This window comes from Lachnoclostridium sp. Marseille-P6806 (genome assembly GCF_964238185.1).
Lineage (GTDB): Bacteria > Bacillota > Clostridia > Lachnospirales > Lachnospiraceae > Brotaphodocola.
Window position 1 is genome coordinate 73,043 of sequence record NZ_CAXSLG010000001.1, and the last position, 24,726, is coordinate 97,768.

19 protein-coding genes are annotated in these 24,726 nt (G+C 46.2%); 2 read left to right on the forward strand and 17 right to left on the reverse strand.

The genetic code is table 11. The annotated features are described in order from the left end of the window. Positions 1–33: 33 nt before the first annotated feature. Positions 34–975, reverse strand: a complete 942-nt coding sequence (locus ACESON_RS00300; RefSeq protein ID WP_373107874.1) for a magnesium transporter CorA family protein — start codon at positions 973–975, stop codon at positions 34–36. Between the two features lie 420 nt (positions 976–1,395). On the opposite strand from ACESON_RS00300, the gene ACESON_RS00305 reads away from it, so the two are divergent. Continuing rightward, entirely contained in the window at positions 1,396–5,631 is a 4,236-nt protein-coding gene (locus ACESON_RS00305) for an acyl-CoA dehydratase activase-related protein (protein ID WP_373107875.1), read from the forward strand. Positions 5,632–5,876: 245 nt separating this feature from the next. Beyond that, positions 5,877–6,125, forward strand: a complete 249-nt coding sequence (locus ACESON_RS00310; protein WP_373107877.1) for a hypothetical protein — start codon at positions 5,877–5,879, stop codon at positions 6,123–6,125. Between the two features lie 568 nt (positions 6,126–6,693). Here the strand turns inward: ACESON_RS00310 and ACESON_RS00315 are convergent. From ACESON_RS00315 to ACESON_RS00390, 16 genes are all read right to left on the reverse strand, one after another. Then, positions 6,694–8,580 carry an ABC transporter ATP-binding protein gene (locus ACESON_RS00315; protein WP_373107879.1) on the reverse strand — a complete coding sequence of 629 codons (1,887 nt, stop codon included), beginning with the start codon at positions 8,578–8,580 and terminating at the stop codon, positions 6,694–6,696. Then, positions 8,581–10,320 carry an ABC transporter transmembrane domain-containing protein gene (locus tag ACESON_RS00320; protein WP_177960264.1) on the reverse strand — a complete coding sequence of 580 codons (1,740 nt, stop codon included), beginning with the start codon at positions 10,318–10,320 and terminating at the stop codon, positions 8,581–8,583. It abuts the gene before it with no gap. After that, positions 10,317–10,805 carry a MarR family winged helix-turn-helix transcriptional regulator gene (locus ACESON_RS00325; RefSeq protein ID WP_373107883.1) on the reverse strand — a complete coding sequence of 163 codons (489 nt, stop codon included), beginning with the start codon at positions 10,803–10,805 and terminating at the stop codon, positions 10,317–10,319. Before ACESON_RS00325 ends, ACESON_RS00320 begins: the two co-directional genes overlap by 4 nt. A 196-nt stretch (positions 10,806–11,001) precedes the next feature. Continuing rightward, positions 11,002–12,168, reverse strand: coding sequence for an RNA-guided endonuclease InsQ/TnpB family protein (locus ACESON_RS00330; RefSeq protein ID WP_373107884.1), 1,167 nt, complete (start codon positions 12,166–12,168; stop codon positions 11,002–11,004). Further along, positions 12,107–12,754 carry an IS607 family transposase gene (locus tag ACESON_RS00335; protein ID WP_373108278.1) on the reverse strand — a complete coding sequence of 216 codons (648 nt, stop codon included), beginning with the start codon at positions 12,752–12,754 and terminating at the stop codon, positions 12,107–12,109. The genes ACESON_RS00330 and ACESON_RS00335 overlap by 62 nt, the downstream gene beginning before the upstream one ends. Before the next feature lie 246 nt (positions 12,755–13,000). Next, on the reverse strand, positions 13,001–13,603 hold the full coding sequence (locus ACESON_RS00340) for a metallophosphoesterase (protein ID WP_373107885.1): 603 nt from the start codon (positions 13,601–13,603) through the stop codon (positions 13,001–13,003). Continuing rightward, a complete protein-coding gene (locus tag ACESON_RS00345; protein WP_177958829.1) occupies positions 13,575–15,557 on the reverse strand; it encodes a BMP family ABC transporter substrate-binding protein in 1,983 nt (660 codons plus the stop codon). Before ACESON_RS00345 ends, ACESON_RS00340 begins: the two co-directional genes overlap by 29 nt. A 35-nt stretch (positions 15,558–15,592) precedes the next feature. Then, complete coding sequence (locus tag ACESON_RS00350; protein WP_373108280.1) at positions 15,593–18,781, reverse strand: DEAD/DEAH box helicase; 3,189 nt, start codon at positions 18,779–18,781, stop codon at positions 15,593–15,595. A 313-nt stretch (positions 18,782–19,094) separates the two neighbouring features. Further along, positions 19,095–20,900, reverse strand: a complete 1,806-nt coding sequence (gene argS, locus ACESON_RS00355) for an arginine--tRNA ligase (protein WP_373107887.1) — start codon at positions 20,898–20,900, stop codon at positions 19,095–19,097. Positions 20,901–21,035: 135 nt separating this feature from the next. After that, positions 21,036–21,401 (reverse strand): hypothetical protein, encoded by a 366-nt coding sequence (locus ACESON_RS00360; RefSeq protein WP_373107889.1) that lies wholly within the window; start codon positions 21,399–21,401, stop codon positions 21,036–21,038. Beyond that, the gene (efp, locus tag ACESON_RS00365) at positions 21,364–21,921 is read right to left on the reverse strand and encodes an elongation factor P (protein WP_177958931.1); all 558 of its coding nucleotides are present in this window, start codon (positions 21,919–21,921) and stop codon (positions 21,364–21,366) included. Before efp ends, ACESON_RS00360 begins: the two co-directional genes overlap by 38 nt. A gap of 256 nt (positions 21,922–22,177) precedes the next feature. Further along, positions 22,178–22,612, reverse strand: a complete 435-nt coding sequence (gene aroQ / locus ACESON_RS00370) for a type II 3-dehydroquinate dehydratase (protein ID WP_177958932.1) — start codon at positions 22,610–22,612, stop codon at positions 22,178–22,180. After that, positions 22,612–23,130, reverse strand: coding sequence for a shikimate kinase (locus tag ACESON_RS00375; protein WP_373107892.1), 519 nt, complete (start codon positions 23,128–23,130; stop codon positions 22,612–22,614). The genes aroQ and ACESON_RS00375 overlap by 1 nt, the downstream gene beginning before the upstream one ends. 203 nt (positions 23,131–23,333) lie before the next feature. Then, entirely contained in the window at positions 23,334–23,843 is a 510-nt protein-coding gene (locus ACESON_RS00380; RefSeq protein ID WP_177958946.1) for a YqeG family HAD IIIA-type phosphatase, read from the reverse strand. A gap of 18 nt (positions 23,844–23,861) precedes the next feature. Then, positions 23,862–24,317, reverse strand: a complete 456-nt coding sequence (nrdR, locus tag ACESON_RS00385) for a transcriptional regulator NrdR (RefSeq protein ID WP_177958934.1) — start codon at positions 24,315–24,317, stop codon at positions 23,862–23,864. Between the two features lie 136 nt (positions 24,318–24,453). Further along, complete coding sequence (locus ACESON_RS00390) at positions 24,454–24,690, reverse strand: YlmC/YmxH family sporulation protein (protein WP_177958935.1); 237 nt, start codon at positions 24,688–24,690, stop codon at positions 24,454–24,456. Positions 24,691–24,726: the final 36 nt, after the last annotated feature.

The following is a 24,726-nucleotide window of genomic DNA, read 5'->3' on the forward strand; positions in this document are numbered from 1 at the left end:
GAATCTTCCTTTCCGAAACCTATTTGCCAACAATTAAAACAGATTCTTCTTGGAAAAAATCAGCGCTACCAGGCCGGACAGCAGGGCTGCAAAGCCCAGAACAATCACAAAACCATAGGGGCTGGAAGCAAAAGGCATTCCCACTGAATTGACGTTCATTCCATAAAAGCTGGCTACCATTGTCGGAATCGACATAACAATCGTAATCGTAGCCAGGAACTTCATTACGATATTCAGATTATTGGAAATAACCGATGCAAAGGCATCCATGGTTCCGCTCAGAATACCGCTGTAAATATTGGCCATCTCGATGGCCTGTTTATTCTCTGTGATAACATCCTCCAGAAGATCCGTATCCTCCGGATACTTCTTGATCTTTTCGCTGCGCAGCAGCTTCTCCAGCACCATCTCATTGGAGCGGAGGGAGGTTGTAAAGTACACAAGGCTCTTTTCCAGCTCCAGCAGCTCAATCAGCTCCTGGTTTCTCTGGGATTTGTGAAGCTCACGCTCCACTACCTCACTCTTTTTATCAATAATTCTCAGATACTGCAGATACAAGGAAGCATTCTTATACAGAATCTGCAGAATAAAACGGCTCTTCATATGGGTATGGAAATCCCGCACCCGGCCGTCCATAAAGGCTGTCAACACCGGGGTATCCTCCAGGCAGACAGTCACGATTGCCTCTTCTGTCATAATAATACCCATAGGGATGGTCACATACCAGTCCTTTTCGTTGCGCTCCTCAATCAGCGGAATATCCACAACAATCAGGCTGTAGGTATCCTCGCTCTCAATACGGGATCGCTCCTCCTCATCCAGCGGTGCCTTCACATCATCCGGATCAATTCCAAACCGTTCTGCCACCTCAAGAATTTCCGTAGCTGTCGGGTCGGTCAGTGCAACCCAGCATCCGCTCTCAATCTCTTCAATCTGGCGAACTACGCCTTCCTCTGTTTTAAAAATACGAACCATGTCAGATTATTCCTTTCCTTATAATATTATTGTCTGCCACAGCGCTGGAGATACCTGCACCGCGGTTCTTCAGGAAAGAAAATTTTCTGATTCCTCTCTGAATTTAAGAATGCAATGCAGGTATGCGCTTTCGTCCATCTTCTGTTTCCGCGTGGTAACACGAGCCACCATCCATAGCTGCCATCCATCCTTTCTTTTCCATATTTTCAGAGTTACTGCTATATCATTATAGTTTCTGCCAGCCTGTTTGTCAAACCAAAAGACCTAATTTTTCAAATCTCACAGTTTTTATACAGTTTCTTAACTTTTTTTTAACAGGTATGAAAATTGTATTTTCTCATGTTTTATGTTAAACTGAGGTGTAAAAATGCTATTTTACGTGTTTCAGATAAGGAGGCGGGGAAAAACATTCCCGAAAACATGAAATTACATAACTCTTTAGGAATCGACATCGGTTCCACAACTGTCAAAATCGCTGTATTAGACAGCGATAACCATATATTATTTGCCGACTACGAGCGTCACTACGCCAATATTCAGGAGACGCTCGCTCTTTTATTGTCTCGGGCAAAAGAAAAACTGGGAGAAATGACCGTCAGGGCCAGTATCACAGGTTCCGGCGGTCTGACTCTTTCCAGACATCTGAACATTCCCTTTACCCAGGAGGTTGTTGCCGTAGCCACTGCGCTTCAGGCGTATGCTCCTCAGACAGATGTAGCCATTGAGCTGGGCGGGGAAGATGCAAAGATCATTTACTTTACCGGAGGAATTGACCAGCGAATGAACGGAATCTGTGCTGGCGGCACCGGTTCTTTTATTGATCAGATGGCCTCTCTGCTGCAGACAGACGCATCCGGTCTGAATGATTATGCAAAACATTATCAGATGATTTACCCGATTGCAGCCCGGTGCGGAGTATTTGCAAAATCTGATATACAGCCGCTGATCAACGAAGGGGCTACCAGAGAGGATCTGGCTGCCTCTATTTTTCAGGCTGTTGTCAACCAGACCATCAGCGGACTGGCCTGCGGAAAGCCTATCCGTGGTACGGTTGCCTTTCTGGGCGGACCTCTTCATTTTCTTCCAGAGTTAAGACATGCCTTTATCCGGACTCTGAATCTTGATGCAGAGCATATTGTAGCGCCAGAACACTCTCATCTTTTTGCTGCTACTGGAGCCGCTATGAATGCAAAGAACGATATCTCCAGTTCCCTGACCGAGCTGAGCAAGCGCCTCTCCTCCGGCATTCAGATGGAGTTTGAGGTTAAGCGTATGGAACCGCTGTTTGCCTCACAGGAGGAATATGAGGATTTCTGCAGCCGTCATCGTCAGAGCTGTGTGAAAAAAGCGGAGCTTTCCACCTACAGCGGAAACTGCTTTCTGGGCATTGACGCCGGTTCCACTACAACCAAGGTGGCGCTTGTCGCAGAGGATGGAAGTCTTCTTTACCATTTTTATGACAACAACAACGGCAGCACTATTGCCACTGCCATACGGGCCATCGGTGAAATCCGCCAGCAGCTTCCAGACACGGCAAAAATCGCCTGGTCCTGCTCAACCGGCTATGGAGAGGCTCTTTTAAAGGCTGCCCTGATGCTGGATGAGGGAGAGGTGGAAACCATCTCCCATTATTATGCCGCTGCATTTTTTGAGCCAGATGTAGACTGTATCCTGGACATTGGCGGTCAGGATATGAAATGTATTAAAATCAAGGACAGCACCGTAGACAGCGTTCAGCTGAACGAGGCCTGCTCCTCCGGCTGCGGTTCCTTTATTGAAACCTTTGCCAAATCCCTGAACTACAGCGTAGTTGATTTTGCCAAAGAAGCGCTGTTTGCCAAGAATCCTACGGATTTGGGCACTCGCTGTACGGTATTTATGAATTCCAATGTCAAACAGGCTCAGAAGGAAGGCGCTTCTGTCGCAGATATTTCTGCAGGACTGGCCTATTCTGTCATTAAAAATGCTTTATTTAAGGTAATCAAAATTACCCGTCCATCCGATCTGGGTTCTCATGTGGTGGTTCAGGGCGGAACCTTTTATAATGACGCTGTGCTGAGAAGCTTTGAAAAAATATCTGGCTGCGAAGCTATCCGTCCTGATATTGCAGGAATCATGGGCGCTTTCGGTGCTGCTCTGATTGCCAGAGAACGGTACACCAGCCAGAAAACCTCATCCATGCTGCCTCTGGACAAGATCATGCAGTTAAAATATGAAACCTCGATGACCCGGTGCAAGGGCTGCACCAACCACTGTGTCCTCACCGTCAACCGTTTTGAGGGGGGACGCCAGTTTATCAGCGGAAACCGATGCGAACGCGGTCTCGGCCGGGAAAAATCAAAAAAAGAGGTTCCAAACCTGTTTGACTACAAGTTCCGCCGTGTTTTCGGCTACGAACCACTTACAGCTGATCAGGCCCCCCGCGGAGTTATCGGCATCCCCAGGGTTCTGAATATGTATGAGGATTTCCCGTTCTGGGCTGTATTTTTCAGGGAGCTGGGCTTTTCCGTCCTGCTTTCCCCTCAGTCCACCAGACAGCTTTATGAGCTGGGTATCGAATCTATTCCCAGTGAGTCTGAGTGCTATCCGGCAAAGCTGGTTCACGGCCATATTACCTGGCTGATTAAGCAGGGCGTTCAGGATATTTTCTATCCCTGTATTCCCTACGAGAGGAATGAAACTCCCGATGCCGGAAACCATTACAACTGCCCCATGGTTACTTCCTATGCAGAAAACATAAAAAATAACGTAGAGGAGCTGGCTGAAAACCATATTCACTTTATGAATCCTTTCTTTGCCTTTACCAGCGAAGAGATTCTTACGAAACAGCTGATTGTGGAATTTGGCAGGGAATATGAGATTTCCTCCATCGAGATTCAGAAGGCTGCCCATGCAGGCTGGCAGGAGCTTCTGGCATCCCGACGGGATATGGAGAAGAAGGGTGAGGAAACCATTGCATGGCTGAAAGAGCATGACCGCCACGGCATTGTTCTTGCCGGACGTCCCTACCATGTGGATCCGGAGATTCACCACGGCATTCCGGAGCTTATCGCGTCCTATGGACTGGCTGTTCTCACTGAGGATTCTGTCAGTCACCTAGGTCAGGTGGAGCGGCCTCTTGTTGTCACGGATCAGTGGATGTACCACTCCAGGCTGTATCGGGCGGCCTCCTATGTAAAAACCTGCGACTGTCTGGATCTGATCCAGCTGAACTCCTTTGGCTGCGGCCTGGACGCAGTCACCACGGATCAGGTTCATGACATTCTGACCAGCGCCGGGAAAATTTATACAGTGCTGAAAATCGATGAAGTCAACAATCTGGGAGCTGCCCGGATCCGAATCCGCTCCCTGATTGCGGCGCTTCGTGTCCGGAGACAAAAATCTCTGGAGCAGAGAGTGGTTTCCAGCGCCTACAACCGAGTTATCTTTACCAAGGAAATGAAGCGGGATTATACCCTGTTATGTCCTCAGATGTCGCCCATTCACTTTGATTTGATTGAGCCTGCCATCCGGGCATTCGGATATCGCATAGAAATCCTTCAGAATGACAGCCGGGAATCCATTGATACTGGGCTGCAGTACGTCAACAATGACGCCTGCTATCCTTCCCTGATTGTAATCGGACAAATCATGTCTGCCCTTTTATCAGGAAAATATGATTTGAATAAAACAGCTGTATTTATGACTCAGACCGGAGGTGGTTGCCGCGCCTCCAATTACATCGGATTTATCCGACGGGCGCTGGAAAAAGCAGGAATGCCTCAGATTCCTGTTATTTCTGTCAATGCCAACGGCATGGAAACCAATCCCGGATTTACCCTGACGCCGGGACTGATCACCAAAGCCATGCAGGCTGTGGTTTACGGTGATATTTTCATGCGGGTTCTCTATGCTACCCGTCCCTATGAAAAGGAACCGGGCGCTGCCAATGCGCTCCATGAAAAGTGGAAAAAACGCTGTATTGCCAGTCTTTCTACCAGGGCAGCCGGCATGATCGAATTTAGAAGAAACATTCGAGGCATTGTCCGTGATTTTGACCGTCTTCCAAGGGTTACTGTCAAAAAGCCTCGCGTAGGTATTGTAGGCGAGATTCTTGTAAAATTCTCTCCTCTGGCCAACAACCATATTGTAGAGCTGCTGGAAGCCGAAGGCGCTGAAGCCGTTGTTCCGGATCTAATGGACTTCCTGCTGTACTGTTTCTACAATAACAACTTTAAGGCCGATCATCTGGGAGGAAAACGCTCCACTGCCCGCCTGTGCAATCTGGGTATTGCTCTTCTGGAATATTTCCGGAAAGTAGCCCGCAGGGAGCTGGATTCCAGCGAACACTTTACGCCCCCCTCCCGCATCTGGGAACTGGCTGACATGGCCAAGGAATATGTATCCCTGGGCAATCAAACCGGTGAGGGCTGGTTCTTGACCGGAGAAATGCTGGAGCTGCTTCACTCTGGTGTAGAAAATATTGTCTGCACCCAGCCCTTTGGCTGTCTGCCCAACCATATTGTCGGAAAAGGCGTAATCAAAGAGCTTCGCCGGACCAATCCCGGCGCCAACATCATTGCTGTAGACTACGATCCCGGCGCCAGTGAGGTGAACCAGCTGAACCGGATTAAGCTGATGCTGGCAACCGCACAGAAAAACTTAACTGCGGATTAAAGATGACAATGTAACATCCTGTCAGCCAGACAGAGCACATACTTTAAAAGGAAGAAAAAACATCGCTGCGAAGTAGATGAGAAAGCATCTATGGAGCAGCGCTGTTTTTATATAAATGCGTATTTGACGTGTCCGCCTAATGGGATGGGTTTTATGCATAATATCAAGGCCTGGTTTTGCATTTTGGAGGGAAAACGGCGATTTCTGCACAATTTCTGGGCATAATTTTGCATTTTAGAAGAAAAATGGCGATTTCTGCACAATTTCTGGGTATAATTTTGCATTTTAGAAGAAAAATGGCGGTTTCTGCACAATTTCTGGCCATAATTTTGCATTTTAGAAGAAAAACGGCGATTTCTGCACAATTTCTGGGCATGGTTTTGCATTTTAGAAGAAAAATGGCGATTTCTGCACAATTTCTGAGCGAGATTTTGCATTTTGGAAGAAAAATGGCGATTTCTGCACAATATCAGGCGCGCTTTTTGCATTTTTAGAGGAAAACGGCGATTCCTGCACAATCAGCTGAATACAAGCGCCAAAAGAACATAGGGCTGTCCTGAAAACAAATTGGTGGAGTTCTATTTCCATAAAAATTACACAATTCACGCAAAAAGCGGTATAATATGTACACTAGATATTGATTTTTTATTGTTCTTGTCGTATTTTAAAGATAACAGGAACAGGTGATGAATGTAAGAAAAGAGGCACTCACATTTGCCTATATCATAAATTTAGAACAAAAGAATTTACACAAAATATATGAAGCTGCCCCCAGATAACAAATATTTTCATATTTCCACAGGTATCCTGGAGAATCCGACTGCCTACGAATTATCTTCCATCGCATGTTATACGGATGCAGATATGGCTCCCTCATTGACAAAATAAAGGTAACAGTTCAACCTTGCGGGGATTCAGTCAGGAAAACTCGTTGAAAGTTTGCTTTCATAAGAGTTTTCCTGACTGAATCCACATAAAGCGGACGGCTAAAGCTTCTTGTCCGCTGTAAGCGGGCAAGAAGCTGCAAGACTGAACTGTTACAAATAAAGAGTTTCCCGGCTCTTACTCCAGCTCCGAAAGTCCCGTATACAATTCGTAATACCGCCCTTTCATCGCCAGAAGCTCATCGTGATCGCCCCGTTCGATAATCCGTCCGTTTTCCAGTACCATAATAGCATTGGCATTGCGAACTGTAGAGAGCCGGTGAGCAATCACAAAGGTGGTCCTATCGGCCATCAGCCGATCCATTCCATGCTCAATATGGCGTTCTGTTCTGGTATCCACAGAGCTGGTCGCCTCATCAAGAATCAGCACCGGCGCTTTGGAAATAGCTGCTCTGGCAATGTTTAAAAGCTGCCGCTGTCCCTGGCTTAGATTCGCTCCGTCTCCCTCCAGCATAGTCTGATATCCGTGAGGCAGACGCATAATAAAGGAATGGGCGGAAGCCGTTTTTGCAGCCTGAATCACTTCCTCGTCTGTAGCATCCAGCCGTCCGTAACGGATATTTTCCATCACGGTTCCTGTAAACAAATGCGTATCCTGCAGTACCATGGCAATATTGCTTCTCAGGTTCTCCCGCTTAATATGCCGGATATCTACGCCGTCAATGGTAATGCTTCCTGACTGAATATCATAAAACCGGTTAATCAGATTGGTAATGGTTGTTTTTCCTGCTCCTGTAGAGCCTACAAAAGCAATCTTCTGTCCTGGCTTCGCATAAAGGCTGATATCATTTAAAATCACCTTGTCCGGATTGTATCCAAAAGTCACATGATCCAAAATTACATGGCCTTCCATTGGCGCAAGAGTCACTGCATCCTTGTCATCCTCCGGCTCCGGAGCCTCATCCATCACAGCAAAAACCCGCTCCGCTCCTGCCAGGGCAGAAAAAACATTGCTGACCTGCATGGAAATTTCATTGATCGGACGGCTGAACTGTCTGGAAAAATTTAAAAATACAGACAGACCGCCTACGTCAAAGCCCCGAAATACACATAGCAGGCCGCCAATGCAGGCTGTAAGAGCGTAGTTTACCTGGCTTAAATTTCCCATAACCGGGCCCATAATTCCGCCGAAAAACTGGGCGCGAATCTGATTATCACGCAAATCACGGTTCAGAAGTTCAAATTCTTCCGCAGCCACATCCTCATGGCAGAATACCTTTACCACCTTCTGTCCAGTGACTGTTTCCTCAATGTAGCCGTTCAAGGCTCCCAGAGAAGACTGCTGGGCCGAAAAGTATTTCTGGCTTCTTCGCGCTACAGCTCCGCCTGCCTTCATCATCAGAGGGATCATAATCAGAGTCACCAAAGTCAGCCAGATATTCGTGTAAATCATCAAAATCAAGGTTCCCACAATGCTCAAAGCTCCAGAAAACAGCTGTACCAGCGTACTGCTCAGCATATTTCCAATGGTATCCACATCGTTTGTAAAACGGCTCATCAGATCTCCGTTGGAATTGGTATCATAATACCGCACAGGAAGACTCTGCAGCTTCTCAAACAGATCGTTTCGGATTCGTTTTAAGGCGTTCTGGGCCACAGTCAGCATAATCTTTGCCTGAGCATAGTTGGCTCCTACCCCAATCACATAAACTGCCGCCATAACAAGCAGCGCCCGTGCCAGCCCCGCAGCATCACCGCGGCTTCCGTCAATAGGAACAATATAGGTGTTGATAATCGGACGAAGCATATAGGCGCCTGCCAGGGTTCCAAAGGTGTTTAACACCACACATACAAAGGCAAATCCCATTTTCGCCTTATCTTCCTTTAAATAGGTCATCAGACGGCGAATCGCTGCTTTGGCCTCTTTGGGTCTTCCGCCCTTTGCCGCCATCCGGGCTCCCGGCCCATGATGCCTGCGCATTCCTCCGCCTCCCACAGCTCCTCTCTGGGAGGGACGGCGTCCATAACGCCGTTTCAGACTGTCCAGTTTCTGTTTTTCGTTCATTTATGCGCTTGCCTCCCCTTCCTTATCTCTCTGGGAATAATAAATTTCCTGATAAGCCTCGCAGTGCTCCAGAAGCTCTCTGTGAGTTCCCACTCCAATCAGATGTCCGTCATCCAGCACCAGAATCTGATCTGCATCTTCTACCGAACTGATTCTCTGGGCAATAATCAGCTTTGTCGTATCCTTCAGCGTGGTATGAAAGCTTTCTCGGATCTTTGCCTCTGTAGCCGTATCCACCGCGCTGGTAGAGTCATCCAGAATCAGAATCTTCGGTTTTTTCAGCAGAGCTCTGGCAATACACAGCCGCTGCTTCTGACCGCCGGATACATTTACGCCGCCCTGCCCCATGTCTGTGTCATAGCCATCTTTAAAGGACGCTACAAAGCTGTCTGCCTGGGCTGCGTCTGCTGCTGCCCTGATATCCTCTTCTGAGGCGGTCTCACTGCCCCAGCGAAGATTCTCTTCAATCGTTCCGGAAAACAGCACATTTTTCTGGAGAACCATGCCTACGCCGTTTCTCAGATGCTTCAGAGAATATTCTCTCACATCCACTCCATCTACCAGAACCGCTCCCTCTGTCACGTCGTACAGACGGGGAATCAGCTGAACCATAGAAGTCTTTCCGCTTCCCGTAGAACCGATAATTCCCACAACCTGTCCCGGCTCCGCAGTAAAACTGATGTGCTCTAATACCTTGTCCTCTCCATTCCTGTCATAGCTAAAGGATACATCCTTAAATTCAATCCGTCCCTCTTTGACCTCAAGCTCCTTTCTTCCTGCCTGATCGTCTGTCAAATCCACCTCTGTATTCATCAACTCATCGATTCTCTTAATCGATGCCATGGCCCGGGCGCTCTGAAGAAATACCATGGAAAGCATCATCAGAGACATCAGGATCTGAACAATATAGGTAGTAAAGGCCGTCAGATCTCCCACCTGCATGGTGCCGCCGATAATCATATTTCCTCCGTACCACACAACAGCCACTGTTGTAATATTCATGGCCAGCATCATCACGGGCATAGTCATAATCACAATCTTCATGGCCCGCAGGCTGTTTTCCTGCAGATCTTCATTGGATCTGCGGAATTTTTCCATTTCATGATCCTCGCGCACAAAAGACTTGATCAGCCGCACATTGGTCAAGGCTTCCTGGATGCCTGAATTCATCTTATCCAGCTTAGTCTGCATAATGCCGAATCTGGGATAAGCTGTTGTCATAATAGCCGCGATTGCCGCTGCCAGCAGAGGAATCACCACAAGAATAATCAGAGCCAGTCTGGGATTCATCAGAAATGCCATAATCAGTGCTCCTACGAGCATTCCTGGTGCCCGCAGCGCCAGACGAAGTCCCATCATCATTACCTGCTGCACCTGCTGTACATCGTTGGTCAGTCTTGTTACCAGAGAACCTGTGCTGAAATCATCAATATTTTTAAATGAGAACCGCTGTACCTTTTCAAACAGCTCCTTTCTCAGATCACTGGTAAAGCTAATCGATGCCTTTGCAGAAAAATAAGCGCCTCCGATTCCGCTGACTGCCATTACTGCTGCCACCAGAACCATGTAAAGCCCCATACGAAGAATATAGCCTGTATCGTGGGCAGCTACTCCATGATTAATAATCAGAGACATCATCTTCGGCATAAGAATGTCACCAAGCACCTCTGTCAGCATCAGACACGGACCTATGATAAAGGCGCCAAGATAAGGCTTTGCATATTTTACATATTGCTTCATGATATATCCTCTCTTTCTGTCTCAGACAGAAATTCTGTCAGATTTTTCTTAATTCGTTCCAGATCCCCTGTCAGCCTGGTCCGCTCCTCTTCTGTAAATCCCGCAAACATCCTCTGCTGAACCTGACTGAAATACCGAATGCTGTATTCTACCACCAGCTTCCCCTTTTCTGTCAGACAGATCTGATTGCACCGATTATCCCGGTCATCTGCTACCCTGTGAATATAGCCGCCCTTCTCCAGTTTTTTCAAAGTCACTGCCGCTGTAGCCGGAGAAATCCGATTGAGCCTTGCAATCTCCTTCTGAGACTGGTTGGGATGATCAGAAATATACATCAGCAGCTGATGCTGACTCCGGTACAGTCCATTCTGATTCAGCTTTCTCTCCAATATGGTTCTGTGAAGATGGTTTACATCCATCCAGTTTTCTGTCAGGTCCCGCCAGAAGGCCTCCTCCCCCCTTCGGGCTTTCCTGTTCTCTTTCACGTTCTTCACCTGCCACTCAAAATGTGTTGAAATATACTCAAACACATCGAGAAATTGAAGTCCTTGCGGATACTTCTTACTGCTTCAATGTGTATGCTTTGGCAATTATAAACAATACGCTACTCACAAGTTCTTGTACACTCCACAGTCGTAAATTCCTGCGATAGCCCGCAGTACATACTTACGTTTGCTTTCATTATGCAACTTCGTAAGTTAAAGCATCTCTTAGATTAAGAGCAGCATTAAAATCCCTATCCTCGACATAGCCACAATCACAACGGTAGATTCTATCTGAAAGCTTCAAATCTTTCTCGATAGCACCACAACAATGACATATTTTGGATGATGGATACCATCTGTCTACGACTCTTAATTCAATCCCATTTTCATCACACTTAGCTTTAAGCTTAGTTCTAAATTCATAGAACTTTTGTGATGCAACGGCTTTTGAAAGATGCCTGTTCTTCATCATTCCTGATACATTCAAATCCTCAATCGTTATATAAGATGGCTTGGTTTTTACTATCTCAGCGATTGTTTTGTTCATGTAATCCGTGCGGACATTGTCTATCCGATGATAAAGCTTCTGTACCTTAAGCTTTTGCTTTTGTATATTTGTTTTTTGAGTGGACTCTCCTTTCTTTAAATTTTCATACTTACGGGAGAGACATCTCTGCTCCCGAATCAGTCGTTTTTCAAGTTTTTTTAATCTTGCCGATTTGTTAATATTTTTATATGTCTTACCATTTGAAATAATGGCAAAATCCTTTAACCCAAGGTCTATGCCAATTCCTTCACTGTAATCATTGGTCGTTATCTTGCTATCCGGTATTTCTGCCAGAACCGAAACATAAAACCTGCCAGCTTTCATGGAAACCGAACCGCTTTTTATGACATATCCATCTTTTGTAACAGGGATATATCCCTTTTCCTTCACTCTAACCCATCCAAGGGATGGAATGTTAATTCTATGTCTTTCGCAGCGGCAATCCTTTGGATTATTCTTTACGAAATACATTTTTACATCTGATTTTCCCTTCTTTTTAAACTTAGGAAAACCACTTTGATGTTTGAAAAACTTTTTAAATGCGGTTTCTCCATGATTTACTGACTGTGTTACTGCTTTTGAATAAGCCTCCTTAATCCATGCATATTCTGGGTGATTTGGCATATATTCATTGTTAAGCCAGACTCTGAATTGATGGCTGCTCATAAATCTTTCACCATTTTCATGAAGTTCTTTATTATGAGCAAGATAGAAATTATAGATAAATCTACAGGTTCCTATCGTCTTACGAATCTTAACCTTTTGCTCCTCGGTTGGATTTATTTCCGTCTTGAAGCTCTTTAGCAATCTCCCCATCTCCTTCTATTTGTTTTTTATACTTACGAAGGCCGTATAACCTACAGGAGAACACAGGAAGGATGGAAACAATATCCTGTACAAGTTCTTCTTGCGGTGATAGTTCTTCGTTGTTTACTACCACTATGGTTGTGTTGAACTTCATACAGAATTTTTCGAACCAATCATAGCCAAATCTGACAAATCTATCTTTATGTGTGACTAGGATAGTCTTGATTTTTTGTTCCATCACTTCATCCAATAATTGATTCCACTTCTTACGATTGTAATTAAGACCACTTCCATACTCTTCAATGCATTGGTCTACAATCATTCCTCTGGCGTTACAAAACTGACGTAAAAATGTTACCTGGTTTTGTAAATCATCTTTTTGGTTTCTTGTAGATACTCTGGCATAAATAACAATCTGACGATTATCGTTTTCAGTATTTATACCCTTAAACTGAAGATATTGGTCATAAGTATAATAACGCCTATCAGTTGGAGTCCGATTTGCTTTCAGAATCCCTTCTCTATCCCAACGTTGTAACGTTTTGACTGAGACACCCAATAATTCAGCAAAATCTTTTGGTTTGTAATTAGTGATATTAGATGTGTTCATAACAATATCCTCCATGAGTATATTTTAACACATTTAATCACTATTGACAATGATTTTGATTACTTAAAGTTTCCTCCTGATCCTGGAATCGTTTTCAACGATAGCATCTTTATAATAATTAGCTTCCTAATAGTTAGCTAGCTTATCATTTATGGATTATAAAAGCGCTTACAATAAAATGCAAGCGCTTTTTTGTGATTCTTTTGTGAACAACTTTCTGTATTCTGGTCTTTAGCGATCCGGAAAATCCACAATATAATGGTCATAAGCATTGACCACCACAGTGCTTCCCAGCTGATCAACCCGCTTAAATCCATTGCCGTAATTGGCATGTACATGCCCGTGTACAAACAGGTTTGGCTGGTATTTTTCGATCAGAGCACGAAAGCAGGCAAAGCCCCTGTGGGGAAGATCCTCCAGATCATTCACCCCCCTTGCCGGCGCATGGGCAACCAGAATATCAAAGCCCTTATGGCGTTTCAGCTTCCACCAGAGCTTTTTAATTCTCCAGTTCATTTTCAGCTCCGTATACTGATGCTCCGCTCCGGGAATGTACTGCATGGAGCCGCCCAGTCCCAGAATCCTGATTCCCTTGTATACATAAATGTCATCCTCAATGCAGATACAGCCGCATTGTTCATTTTTCCTGTACCAGCCATCATGATTTCCCAACACATACAGTACCGGCGCATGGCACATAGACGCGAAGAAATCCAGATACCCTTTTCTCAGATCCCCGCAGGCCAAAACCAAATCTACATCCTTTACCTTTTCCGGTTCAAAATACTCATAGAGCGCCTTCGATTCATGATCCGCCAGTACCAGAATTTTCACCTTTTTCATCCTCCCCATTTTCATCTTTGGCATCTGTTCTGACCCCCTGCAGCAGAATCATAGGACGTGCCTCCGGCTTAAATGCCTCTACCGGCGGAATCGTTCCCACAATATTTGCTGCCAGCCAATCCATTTTCACAATCTCCTCCGGAGTCAGACTGCGTCCCTCTTCTCCTATAATTTCTCCACTCTGAGTTTCAAATTCCCCTTCAAAAATCTGGAATCTTCCTCCGCAGATAGAGGATTTCAGGAAACGGATCAGACGCTTGGTATATCTTGGCAGAGCCTCCGAGCAGATAACGTCAATCACATCTGCAGACATTCCCCACCAGTAATTCACTGCCATTTTTCCCTTCTGTCTTTCTGCATCCTGCATACCGCGGCAAATCATTTCTACCAGCTGGACATAACATTTTCCCCAGTCACAGATGGGTGTTGCCAGATTTTCCACCGTTCCGTCCGGCAGGCAGTGATAAAGGCCGAATTCCCGGGAAGCTCTCTTTGGCGTAATCGTATCATCTCCGGAAATCCAGGTAATTCCCGCCTCCTCCAGTTCCTCCCTGCTTCTGTCATTTTCCAGACCTGACCAGGTCAGGCGCACCCTGGCTCTGGGGTTGATCATTCTGGCTCCCAGGGCAAAGGCATTGATATTGGATACCCGGCCATAAATCGGATAATCCGCAATATATCCCAGCTCGTCCCCATCACACATAGCCGCCGCCAGCGCCCCCATCAAAAATTTTGCCTCATAGGTTCTGGCATAATAGGTACAGATAGAGGAGTAGGATACATTCACAGAGCAGTTAAATACACGAATCTGAGGATTTTCCACTGCTGCCTTTACACTCTGAGCCGCCATCTGAGGAGATGTAGTGAAAATCACATTGCAGCCGGAAGCCACAGCCAGAGATATATTCTGCGCCACCTGACTGTCTGTAGAGGCATTATTAAATACCACTGTCTGCAGCTTTCCTTCGTATTTCTGCTCCAAATACATCCGTCCCAGCTCATGAGCATAAACCCAGCCAGAGCTTTCCTTGGTCTTCGGATATATAAATGCTATTTTCAACATTTCCGGCTCAATATTTTCAGAACCCTTCAGCCAGTCAAGCAGCTTTGCTGCAGGCTTTTCCTGCTCTGCGGGATTTTCTACCAGATCAATCCTGTTTCCATGAGCCTTTAAAAGCAGCTCATCCCATATTTTATCCAAATCCCGCCGCATCTGATCTCCTGTTTTTTCCTTTACCTGGGAATAACCGAAAATCTCTACATAAACCAGAAAGGCATCGGATGCCGTCATCTCAATATCCGGTGTCCGCTTTCCTTCAAATATCTGAACAAACAGATCATGAGCTCCCTTAAAATACATTCTCTGATCCTGATCCCACACCTGTCCCGGCTTCATTCCCATAGCCTTCAGAAGGCGGCTGTAGCTTTCCTCTCTGCTGAACCATACGTCACAGTTAAAGGATACCTGATAGAAATCCAAAAAGGCATAATACAAACGGTTGTCTGCTTCCTTACTGCGGCGGGGAAGCAGGCGGGTTACATAGGCAGGCACGCTGTAGGCATTGACATACTTCAAAACACTGACCCGCTTATTGCCCTCCTGCACATAGTAGCGATTCATAAATTCATATGCCAGAATCGGATCGTGAATCCCCTCTTCAATCTGATAATCATAAACTCGGGCCCATTTGGCTCCAAACTCTGTCTTTTCTCCCAGAAGAGGCATAAAATTTCCTGCAAAGGCTTCTGTCCGTCCCTTTGTCTTAGTTCCCACAATCTTGCTTAAGGGCACATCAATCAGCCCTAAATTAACCTCTGAAACAATATCTGCATTGGCAAGAATATCATCCAGAACCGGAAGATAGGGATATTCGCCCTTTGCCACCGATGCCTGGTACTGTTTGCGCCCCTGGCGCAAAGCTCCCGTGTAATCGTAAAGTGCCATCGCTTCTTCTCCTTTCTGCCTGTCCAGGCACTGTTTTATGACAGCAGCTTCAACAGCTCCTCTTTTGTAAGAGAGGACAGGGAAAGCCTTTCCCCGGAAATAATCTGATCTGCCAGATTTTTCTTCTGCGCCTGCAGCTTCATTATATTTTCTTCAATGGTATCCTTCATAATCATCTGGAACACTGTTACCTGCTTTTCCTGGCCAATTCGATGGGTTCTGTCGGTTGCCTGATTCTGGGCTGCTGCATTCCACCAGGGATCATAATGAATCACCATATCTGCCGCTGTCAGGTTCAGCCCTGTTCCTCCCGCCTTCAGAGAAATCAGAAAAACAGGAACGCTGTCCGTCTGAAAGGCCCCTGCCATGCGTATTCTTTCCTCCTTGGAGGTTCCTCCTGTCAGCAGATAATAGGAAATCCCCTCCTTTTTCAGGCGTTTTTCAATCACCTCCAGCATAGAGGTGAACTGAGAAAATACCAACATTTTATGGCCGCCCTCAATTCCTCCGGAAATCAGCTCCATACAGGTATCCAGCTTTGCAGAGCCGCCTCTGTACTTCTGAAAGCAGAGGGAAGGATCGCAGCAAATCTGTCTCAACCTTGTCATCTGCGCCAGAATCTGCAGCCGCTCGCTTCCTCCAAAATCACCATCCAAATCCTCCAAATACCGCTTCAGCTGCAGCGCCTGTGCATTATAAAGGGTCTGCTGCTCTGTCTCTGCCCTGGAATAAACCACAGTTTCCAGCTTCTCCGGCAGATCCTTTAGCACATCCTTTTTCAGACGTCTCAGGAGAAACGCCCCCGTCAGCCTTTTCAGAGTCTCCACAGCCGTCTGATCCCCGTCCTTTGCCACCGGATTCTCAAAACGCTTTTTAAATTCTCCATAGGAAAACAGAAATCCCGGCATCAGATAGTCAAAAATACTCCAAAATTCACTAAGCCTGTTCTCAATAGGAGTTCCTGTCAGGGCAAACCTGGTTCTCGAGGAAATCATCTTGACTGCACGGGCCGTCTGGGTGGACGGATTTTTAATATACTGCGCTTCATCAATAATCTGAAAACGGAAGGAAATCCCTTCATAAAAAGGCAAATCCCGTTTCAGAAGATCATAGGACGTAATATAAATCTGCGGCTTCTCCCCGACATTTCCTGCGTGGGCCGCTGCAAGAATTTCCTGTCGTTCCCCGGCAGCTCCTGTCACAGTCTGCACCTTCAGCTCCGGCGCAAACCGGTTAATCTCATTTTCCCAGTTGTACACCAGAGAAGCCGGACAGACAATCAGAAAACGGCTGGCCTGGTTTTTCTGGGCCTCATCCAATAAAAGTGCAATCACCTGAACGGTCTTTCCAAGTCCCATGTCATCTGCCAGAATTCCGCCAAAGCCATAGCTGTCCAGGGTTTTCATCCAATAAAAGCCTGTTTTCTGATAACTGCGCAGTACACTGCGCATAGACACAGGAATCTCAAAATCTCCGTCCTCCACAGACTTCATTCCTCTGACAACAGCCTTGAACAGGTTATCCCTGTAAAAGGTAATCCCATTTCCATCTTTCAAAATACTGTCCAGATACAAAGCCCGGTACATGGGGATCCGAAAGGTGCCGGACTCCTCCTTCTCCTGTTCTGCCGACATACCGTTGATCATTTTTGCAACTGTAAAAATCCCTGCGTCTCCCAGCTGGAGAAATTCTCCCGTTTTCAGTCGGTAATAGGGCTTTTTCGGCTGATAATTTTTTAAAAGCTGCTGAAGCTGGGCCTGCGTCATTCCCTCTGCCTCCACATGAAGCTCCAGCCAGTTTCCCATAGTCTGAACCCCCACCTGCACCCTCGGCGGCGGAAGAATCCTGATTTTTTCAGCTTCCTCTGACACAAAAACTGTTCCCAGCTCCATAAATTCTGCCATACCCTCGCTAAGGAGCCGGTACATAGCTTCTTCATCATCCCGAATCAGAAGAGTTTCCCCGCTTTCATCACGGTATTTAAAATATCTGGTAATTGCCTGACTGATTCTGAATTCTCCCGGAACGTCACGGCAAATGGTTCTTGGCACCTTCTCATCTTCTACTGGCTGAAACGAAAAATCTCCGTAAGAAAGCACCGGCTTCATGGTAATTTCTCCCGGTCTTGGGCTGTCAAATGAAAAAGTTGCTTTTAATTCCTGAGGCCGATACTGTTCCAAATCCACATCCTTAATATTCATACTGGTATAAGGGAGAATTTTCTGAAGCACTCTCTCATAAAACAATGGAATATCCCTATCCTGAACAGTCAGTGTATGACTTCTTTTGTCTTTTAAAACCTGCTCTAAAAAACTTCCCATCTGCCTGGAGGCTTCTCCCTCCAGACACACGAAACGCGTTCTGTCTCCTACATACCAGCAGTCTTCTCCCGGAAAACCATAGGTATCCGGATCCACAGAAACCTGAATGCCGTCTCTGCCTGCACGGCAGATATCCACAGAAACTGCAAAAGGAAGGGTCTCTGTCCCCTCTTTTCCGGAATGGCTCACCGTCACCTGTGCAGATGCCCCGGAGGAAAACTCTACCTCAAGAGTCTGTCCTTCCATCAGCCTGAAAAACCGATCCCGGTTAGCACGGCTTAAATTCAGCTGTCTCAGCCCCTGTACTGTTGCAAAGGTGCTTCTGCGAAACTGCTCATAATGTTCCTGATACACATGAACCAGCTCTGCCAGAAGCATACAAAGAGGTCTGTCCTCTTCTGCAAACGCATAAATGCTGTGATGAAAGGTCAGCTGTTTTCCGTAGGAGACACTGGCGCCACTGTCGATTGCCTGTACAAAGGCTATCAAATCCCGAAGCACATAAAACCGCGATCTGCCCAGCTTAAACTCAACAGATACTTCATTATTTTTTAGAATCAGGCGAGGAATCAGACGAATCTGTCCTTCCTCCTGCTCCCGAATAATCTGAGCCACCTCACGATTCGTATATTCCCGAATCATAGTTCGAATTTCCTGGGATGTAGATACAGGCTTTCCTGTTTCTACTGCCAATTCCTTCTGCCATTTATCCCATACCAGCTTCGCGTGAGCACACATTCCGTGAAAAGAATTTCCCTTTACACAAGAACAAGAGTAGTCGCGAATCTGACTACCCTTGACATAAAGGCGCACCTGATAAGAACTGCCTTCATCCTCAACAGATGCCTGCAGCCCCATCTCTCCTTTCCAGAAGGTGCTGGTTCTGAAATTGGTTATTTCCATATACACGCCTCCGGTTCCTACTGATTTTCCGGTCACTTCCCGCTCCTGACGCACTCCCAGCTCGATTCCGCTTCGCTTCATCTCGCTGCGCGGGTTCCGCCCTATAAAAGAAGACCTCCGGCCTGCTCTACGTGAGCATGCTCACTCCGCTCTGGGCTCTTCCCTCTCCTGACGTGCTCCCAGCTCGATTCCGCTTCGCTTCATCTCGCTGCGCGGGCTCCGCCCTATAAAAGAAGACCTCCGGCCTGCTCTACGTGAGCATGCTCACTCCGCTCTGGCTGGAGGTCTTCTTTTGCACGTCAGGGCTGTAACGTCACATCCGTTCGGGGGCTTCGAAGCCTAATACCTGGATGCAGGTGGTAAGAACATCTTTTACCAGGGTGATCAGACGAATCCAGCTGGCCTGACGGGCCTTATCTTCCTCTGCGAGAATTCTGGTATCGTGGTAAAAGCTGTTGAATGCGTTGGATAAATCAAAGATATACTGACAGATCTTATGAGGCGCAGTCTCTGCAAAAGCATTTTCCATTACCTCATTATATTTTGCCAGTTCTAACATCAGTGTCTTTTCTCCGCTGCCGGACGGCGCAAGAACAGCAGAAGCCTCAGCTTCTTCCTGCTTCTGATCCAGATATTTGCCCAAAATGGATTTGATCCGGACAATCGTGTACAGAATATAAGGACCTGTATTTCCCTCAAAAGAAATAAAGCGCTCTAAGTCAAATACATAATCCTTTGCAGCCTGGTTGGAAAGATCTCCGTACTTTAATGCAGCCAGTCCCACAACCTTGGCTGTTTCTCTCGCTTCATCCTCAGATACCGTGCGGTTTTCCATAATTCTGGCATAAACAGCCTCATCAATATCTGCAATCAGATGCTCCAGACGCATAACGCCGCCGTCTCTGGTCTTAAAGGGCTTGCCGTCTCTGCCGTTCATAGTACCAAAGCCAATATGGATCATCGGGGTTTCCGGCTTTACATATCCAGCCTTTTTCGCTACACGGAATACCTGGGTAAAATGCAGCTCCTGGCGCTTGTCTGTAATATAAATATATTTTACCGGCGCAAAATCCTTTTCTCTCTCCAGAATCGTTCCCAAATCTGAAGTAGCATAAAGAGCTGCTCCGTCTGATTTGCGGACAATACAGGGAGGCAGTTCCTTAGAATCTGTTGGCTCTGCAATATCTACAACCAGAGCGCCCTGACTTTCATAAGCCAGCCCCTTATCCTGCAGATCCTGAATCAGCCAGGGGATATACGGCTCTGCATCGCTTTCTCCCTTCCACAAATCAAAATGTACGTCCAGATTTCCGTAGTTTCTCTTTAAATCTGCCAGAGAAACATTCATAATGTGTTTCCAAATTGCAGTAAAGGGTGCGTAACCGTTCTGCAGCTTAAAGGTTGCAGTCTGAGCACGCTCCTTAAAGCACTCATCCTCTTTTGCCTTTTTGCTGGCAGTAGGATAAATGTCCTCTAACTCACTGATGGTAAAAGGCGGCTCTGTCGGGTATTCTCCAGTATAAGATTCATCAAAATACACCAGCTCTGGCTTTCTGTCCCGCAGTTCCTCGATAATCAGTCCCATCTGCAATCCCCAGTCTCCCAGATGAACATCGCCCACCATATGATATCCCAAGAAATTTCCCATCCGACGAATGCTTTCTCCAATAACTGCAGAACGAAGATGTCCCACATGCAGAGGCTTTGCCACATTGGCTCCGCCGTAATCCACAATAATGGTTTCTCCATGACCAATTTCATCCAGCCCCAGCTTCGGAGCCTGAGTCATACCTTCCATATACTCTGCCAGATATAGGGAATTGACACGAAGATTGATAAATCCCGGCATTACTGCATTGACATCCTCATCCAGAAAAACAGGAGTTTCTCCTGCAGCAGCTCTCACACTGCACTGCTCCTTCAGCTTTGCAACTACATCTGAAGCAATATCAATCGGTTTCTTTTTATAGGCTTTTGCAGCTGCCATAGCGCCATTGCACTGATATTCACAGAGATCCGGGCGGTTTGACAATACTACCTTGGCATAAGATTCCTCATACCCACAGCCGGCAAATGCCGCCTTCATTTCATCAGCAATCAAATCAAGAAATTTTTTCACGTTTCCTGTCTCCTTTTATTCCATTCCTGCCGTCTTCTGATGACTGAAATCCAACTCCAGACATACGGCTCTTTTCCTTAGAAACTGATCTATTATTATAAAGGAATTTCAAAAAAAATTCAAGTCATTCAGAACTTACATTTCCCTGTTTTCCTGATAGATTTCCTGATTGTTTTCCTGAATTCTCTGAATATGCTCCAAAGAAAGGGTGTCCCTCTGCCTTATACAGAAACTAACCGCTATCCCCCAAAATACAAACGCTTCACTGGCATGGAATGCAGAATTTGGCTTTTCCTGTCGAAAATGCAAAATCCCACACCCAGATTGTGCAGAATCCAGCCTTTCTACTCCTAAATACCAAAACCCATACTCAAATTGTGCAGAATCCAACTTTTCCGCCTCTAAATGCAAAAAACCGCCTCGGCCAAGGCCGAAGCGGTTTTTGCATTTATCTGCTTTAAAATTATGCTCTGGAAAGATACTCACCAGTACGGGTATCAATCTTAATCTTATCGCCGTTATCCACAAATAAGGGAACGTATACGGTAGCGCCTGTTTCAACAACAGCCGGCTTGGTTGCGCCCTGTGCGGTATCGCCCTTGAAGCCCGGCTCTGTGCTGGTAATCTCCAGCTCAACGAACAGCGGAGCCTCAACAGAGAATACTTTTCCGTTGTAAGAGCAAACCTTAACAACTTCGTTCTCTTTTACAAACTTCAGAGCATCGCCAATCACATCGGGAGTCAGAGCGATCTGCTCGTAGTTGTCCATGTTCATGAAGTTGAATAAATCACCATCTGCATACAGATACTGCATGTCTACACGGTCAATTCTTGCAGACGGGAACTTCTCAGTCGGACGGAAGGTTCTCTCTACTACGGAACCGGTCATAACGTTTTTGATTTTGGTTCTTACGAATGCAGCACCCTTGCCCGGCTTAACGTGCTGGAACTCTACGATCTGATATACTGCACCCTCGATTTCCAGGGTAATGCCGTTTCTAAAATCACCTGCTGAAATCATGTGATATTCCTCCTTGAATTTACGTACTGTTTTACGCGATTAATCTATTCTATAATATAATAAAAGATACGTTTTTTCAACCTTTTTTTTTCGTCTCCTAAAAATCCCCGTATCAGTTCAGCCCTGCAAAGGTTCAAACAGAAAAATGCGTTGAAAACTTATTTTCATAAGGCAGACGCCCGCTTCCTCTTGTTCCCCTGTAAAGGGGCAAAAAGATATATGGCAGAACCGTTAGAAATCCTCAGCTGGAAAAAAATTATCCCTCTTCTCCTGTTAGATAATCCATCGCCAGATCATAGCCCCGAAGTCCAAGCCCCACAATCTGTCCGGTGCAGACCGGAGCAGTCACAGACGTATGGCGGAACTCTTCCCGCTTATGAACATTGGAAATATGAACCTCAATAATCGGCACCTGAATGGATGCCAGAGCATCCCGCACGGCGTAGCTATAGTGGGTAAATGCTCCTGGATTAATAATAATTCCCTCTACACCTGTATGGTATGCCTCCTGAATCTTGTCAATCAATCCGCCCTCACAGTTGCTCTGAAAAACCTCCAGCTCATGTCCCTCAGCGGCAGCCTTTTCCTCCAGATGCTTCACCAGCCATTCATAATCCCTGGTTCCGTAAATTCCCTTTTCCCGAATGCCCAGGAAATTCAAATTTGGTCCGTTTAAAACAAGAAGCTTCATTAATTCTTCCCCTCTTTCTCTCTTATCAGATGCACAATCTCTTCCACGGTTTTCCCGTCCACATCTACAATCTGATGAGCTGCCTGACGATAAATAGGATTCCGGTAGGCCAAAAGTTCTTCCGCCCGCTGCTTCACATCAGTTCCCTGAAGAAGAGGTCTGGTGGTATCTCCCTTTAACCGTTCTATCACCGTTTCTGCTTTTACCTGAAGAAAAATCACCTGTCCCAGTTCCCTTAAAAGAGCTCTGTTTTCCTCCCTGAGAGGCAGTCCTCCTCCCACTGAAATTACCTTCGGCTCCGTTTCCTTCTGCAGCTTTTTTAATACAGCAGTCTCCGTTTCCCGGAAAAATTCCTCCCCCTTCAACCGGAAAATATCAGAGATGGTCATGCCCGCTTCCTCTTCTATCATCTGATCCGTATCCACTAACGGAATTCCTGCTGTCTGGGCATAGGCCCGTCCCACACTGGTCTTGCCTGCTCCCATAAATCCAATAAAAATCACATTTTCTCCGCTCATACTCCCATCTCCCATGTAAATATTTTTCTCTCTTCCCAGTCCATGCGTGCCTTCCGGCGCCTACTTTTGACAGCATATTCCCCTGGCTCAAAACTTCCGGCAAAAACGCTCCCCTGGCTCAAATCTCCCAGCAAAACGCCCCCAAACTCAAACCTTTTCACAAAACGTTTCCAGGCCCAAACCTCGCGCCCAAACATCTCCCGTCATTTTTTCTGGCTGGAATGAGATTTTTTATAGCAATGTAAAATAGGAGCCTCCAAATATCGTTTCAATACAATCTGGATCTCCTCTCTGGGGTTAATGGGCTTCACTAAAATCCCGTAAATCCCACAGCGATTGGCCCCGTAAACATCTGTAAACAGCTGATCTCCCACAAACAGGGTTGTCTTTCTGTCTGTTCCCATCAGCTCCATCGCCCGGAGATAATTTTTTCTTCCCGGCTTTCCTGCCTTATAAATATAAGGAGAATGTACGGCAGCTGCAAAGGACGCCACCCGAGGTTCCTTATTGTTGGACAAAAGGCAGGTTTTTATGCCCAGTCCCCGAAGCCGTTCAAACAGCTCCACCGCCCTTTTATCTGCCGGAGCACCATGCTCCACCAGCGTATTGTCAATGTCAAAAATCACGCCCCGAATACCCTTTTTTTGCCACTGCTCCCATGGAATCTCATAGGTGCTGTTGAGCCATTCACGGGGATAAAACTGTTCCAGTATCAATGCTTTTTCTCCTGTTTATTTGTTCTGAAGAAGCTTTCCCAGCTCCTCCATAAAGGTGTTCACATCCTTAAACTCCCGGTAAACAGATGCAAAACGCACATAAGCCACCTCGTCTAACTGCTTCAGCTTGCGCATCACCAATTCACCGATTACCGTAGTCTCCACTTCCTTTTCCTCCATGTTGAAAATCTGATTTTCAATCTCATCAATCATGGCATTGATCTGCTGTGTGGACACCGGCCGCTTGTGACAGGAATGAATAATTCCCGACTCAATCTTGGAGCGATCATAGGTTTCCCTGGACCGATCCTTTTTAATTACCATCAGGGGCATTGTTTCCAGTTTCTCATAGGTAGTAAACCGCTTTCCGCACTTTTCACACTGACGGCGTCGGCGTATGGAGCTGTTATCATCAGCAGGTCTGGAGTCGATTACCTTTGTATCCTGTGCATTGCAGTATGGACATTTCACTTCCTCTTTCCTCCTCATTCTCTGTAAAAACCCATGGGGTTTTGTCTGTAAATATTACATTTATTTTACATGACATAACCAAGATCCGCAAGCAGTTTTCACTGCAATCCCCCGGCCGCCATACTCCCCCCTTTTCTCACACACCGCTGCATGCCTTTTCCACATCCTTCAGACGTCTGATTTCCACAAGAATAATGTCTGAGCCAATCTGCCTGACATCGCGAAAGGAAATCACATACTCCTTTTCCCTTCCGAAAATCCCGCACAGACAGCCCGGCCCCGGTACAATCAGGTGAGTAATACAGCCAGTTTCCGGATCAAACTCCACATCTCCCACATATCCCAGACGTCTGCAGTCGCAGATATTAATCACTTCTTTTTTTTTAAATCAAAAATGCGCACAGAACCA